This window comes from Allobosea sp. 01N443 (genome assembly GCF_056399325.1).
In genome coordinates this window covers 1-3466 of record NZ_JBFTRC010000328.1, presented here as the reverse complement: position 1 = coordinate 3466, position 3466 = coordinate 1, and the positions used below count along the sequence as shown (strand labels likewise).

2 protein-coding genes are annotated in these 3466 nt (G+C 62.2%); both read left to right on the top strand.

The genetic code is table 11. The features are described 5' to 3' along the window. Window positions 1–201 precede the first annotated feature (201 nt). Window positions 202–1884 (top strand): aspartate-alanine antiporter, encoded by a 1683-nt coding sequence (gene aspT, locus AC1DRP_RS35735; RefSeq protein WP_476771039.1) that lies wholly within the window; start codon window positions 202–204, stop codon window positions 1882–1884. Window positions 1885–2383: 499 nt separating this feature from the next. Then, window positions 2384–3076 (top strand): MarC family protein, encoded by a 693-nt coding sequence (locus AC1DRP_RS35730; protein ID WP_441508840.1) that lies wholly within the window; start codon window positions 2384–2386, stop codon window positions 3074–3076. Window positions 3077–3466 lie beyond the last annotated feature (390 nt).

Here is a 3466-nt window from a genome sequence, read left to right as displayed (position 1 = left end):
CGGCCGCGCTACCCGCGCGGTGGCGCGTGGCTACCGCCAGGCCTTCGATGCCTACAATCTCGCTCTCGCCAAAAAGCCCTGACGCGCGAGAGCGGCAGGAGTGAAGGTGTGGGCAGGTGATTTCCTGCGTTCGGCAACCATCGGACATTTGATCAGTCACGACTTGATCGGATGTCCGAGTTCAATGCTGCGAGGCAAAGCATGAACTACATCGTCGATGCCCTGCGCAATAATCCCGAGCTCGCCATCTTCCTGACGATCGCTCTCGGCTTTCTCATTGGAAAGGCGAAAATTGGCGGCTTCAGCCTCGGCGTCGTTGTCGGCTGCCTGCTGGCGGGCGTCCTGGTCGGCCAGCTCRACATCAAGGTGCCGGCCGCCGTGAAGACGGTCTTCTTCGACCTCTTCCTCTTCACGACCGGTTACAAGGTCGGTCCGCAGTTCTTTCGCGCCTTGAAGCGCGATGCGCTTCCACAAATGGCGCTAACGGTGGTGCTCTGCGTCACGTGCCTGCTGGTGGCGCTCGGCTTCGCGAAACTGCTGAACTTCGACATGGGTACTGCGGCCGGACTTCTCGCCGGGGCGTTTTCGGAATCGACCGTCATCGGAACAGCGGGCGAAGCGATCCAGCGTCTCGACCTACCGCAGGCCGAGCGGACGGCGCTCATCAACAACATCCCTGTCGCCTACGCCGTCACCTATCTCGTCGGGACGGCGGCCCTGGTCTGGTTCCTGCCGAAGGTCGGTCCCAAGCTCATGGGCATCAACCTTCGCGAGATCGCGGCACAGCGCGCCGACAAGGCCGGACCGGGCAGCGATGCCGAAGGCGTCACCTCGGCCGCCCGCCTGTTCGACGTTCGCGCCTATCGCGTCGAAAACCCGGTTCTGACCAACAAGACGATCACCGAGATCGAAGCCCTCATCAAGGAGACCCGTGCCTTCATCCTGCGCGTTCGCAGCGGGGTGGTGCTGTTCGGCCACGCTTCGGATCGCAGGATCCAGGCGGGCGACATCATTGCCATCATGGCAAGACACGAAGTTCACGCCGCCCGCGGCGACCTCATCGGACCTGAAGTGAGCGATCCCGAGCTGCTCGACATTCCGCTCGAGGCGCTCAACGTCATCGTGACGTCCCGCAGCATCGACGAGAAATCGCTGGGGGAACTGGCCGAAGCGGAGTTCGCGCGGGGGGTCTTCCTATCCAAGCTGACACGCTCAGGCATCGAGATGCCGATCGAGCCGACGACACGCGTCAATCGTGGCGACGTCATGTCGCTGGTCGGGCCGCTGCCGGAAGTCGAGCGGGCCGCGACCGAGCTCGGCTACCCCGACCGCCGCACCTCCGCAACCGACATGGTCTTCGTCGGCTTCGGGATCTTTCTGGGCGGATTGTTCGGTTTGCTGACTCTGGTCGTCTGGGGGGTGCCGCTGACCCTGACCGCGAGCGGCGGCGCCCTCTTCATGGGGCTCGTCTTCGGCTGGCTCCGCTCCGTCTACCCCTTCTACGGCCGCATTCCCGAGCCGGCGATCTGGATCTTCGATACGGTCGGGCTTTGCATGTTCATCGGCATCGTCGGGCTCGGCGCCGGACCGAGCTTCGTCTCGGGCCTGAAGGCGACCGGCATCAGCCTGATCTTGGTCGGCCTCGTCTCCGCGCTGCTGCCGCATGTCGTCGGCATTCTGTTCGGGCGTYACGTCCTGAAGATGGATCCGCTGATCGTGCTTGGTGCCTGCGCCGGGGCTGGCACCATCACAGCCGCCCTCCGGGCCATCCAGGACGAGGCCCAGAGCAGCATTCCGGCGCTGGGCTACACGGTACCCTATGCCATCGGGAACATCCTGCTCACGGCCTGGGGGCCAATCCTCATCGGCATCATGTCGCGTTAGGAGTCGCTGGCGCTGGTAGCGCCGTGCTGCCTGCGGTGGCTGGGTCAAATCGAAATTGATTTGAGCTTCGACCTCGCTCAACCAGGGACGAGTTTCAAAATGCCCAGTGCGGCAAAAGACGTGCTGTCGAAGGGTCCCTTCTTATCGCACCATCCGGACGCCGCGATAGGTGGCAAAGTACCTGCCGAATTGGTGGGGCGTCGGCGCACACGAGACCGCCAGGACATATGGGAAGAATGGCGCTGGACGACTTGCGGATTGAGCGCTTATCGCCTCGAGAATCGAACCCGGATCGGGACGCACCGTACGCGACCTGCTGGGCGCCCGGGAGTGGCGCATCCGAGCTTTGCCGCCTGGAGGCGAAGCAGCCGAAAGCAACGCGCAGCGGCGCAAAACGAGATGCCGACCCCGACCAGCAGCGGGATCCAGCAGGCTGGAACAGGACCAGTCTGAGTGTGGCAGTATTGTCATAAATAGGAATTCCGGTAGAGGCGCGCCTATGCAGACATTCATCAACTCCTTTCTGCTAGTGCTTGCCGCGATCTTCCCTGTGGTGAATCCTCCGGGGACGGCGCTTGTCTTTATCGGGCTTACGAGTGGACTGACACCCAACGTTCGGCGCGCACTGGCGCGGCGGGTCGCATTCAACTCCCTGCTCGTCCTAGTGGGTTCCTTTCTGCTTGGAGCCTTAATCCTGCAGTTTTATGGTATATCCATACCGGTCTTGCGCGTTGCGGGCGGTTTCATCGTCGCGGTATCCGGTTGGAAGCTTCTCAACAAAGGAAGCCGCACGGAAATCGAGGCCACACCCAACTCTGCGCATCTAGGAGATCCGCTCAGCCTGGCGTTCTATCCGTTGACGCTGCCCCTCACCACTGGCCCGGGCACGATCGCGGTGATGATCAGTCTCGGCCTCTCGCGGGGCGCTCAGCGACCGGCCGACGAGCTGTTGTTCATATTTGCCAGTCTTGCCGCTGTCGCGGTGATCGCCTTCGCAATAGGAATCTGCTTCTCATACGCGCATCGAATGCAAAGGTTTCTCGGTCCAGGTGGAACCGACATTGCCGTACGTTTAACCGCATTCATCCTCTTCACCCTCGGCATGCAGATCATATGGTCCGGAGCGAATGAGTTACTCATCTCGGTCCTGCATCCTGGCTCAATTCCGGCCGCCCCGAAGCCACTGGGCTGAGCGCACCGGTCCGCGTGCGAGCACTAGCCMTTCGTCAGGACGACGACCGTTCGTGAAATTACCGCCTCCAATAGCCGGATTTCCGCGCGCCAATGTGGTGATCCGAATCCTTCCGGGAAAGAGCGCCGACATTCGCGCCCCTTTTCCTGCCGGGCCAGATGTTGCGGGGCGATGCTTGAGGACATGAGTTCGGGTTGATAGTGAAGAGGCGCTGCGAGCCTCTCACGGCAGTTCCGTTTTTTTCACCAGGTGGGGGCCGCAGTTTGCCATGCGCGACCTAATCTCCACGCCATCGGTAAAGCTCTATCTCCGCGAGGCGCGTGAGGTGCGGCGGCTGACGAAAGCACTGGCCTTTGCCGCCGAGGCCCATCGGAACCATCGTCGCAAGGG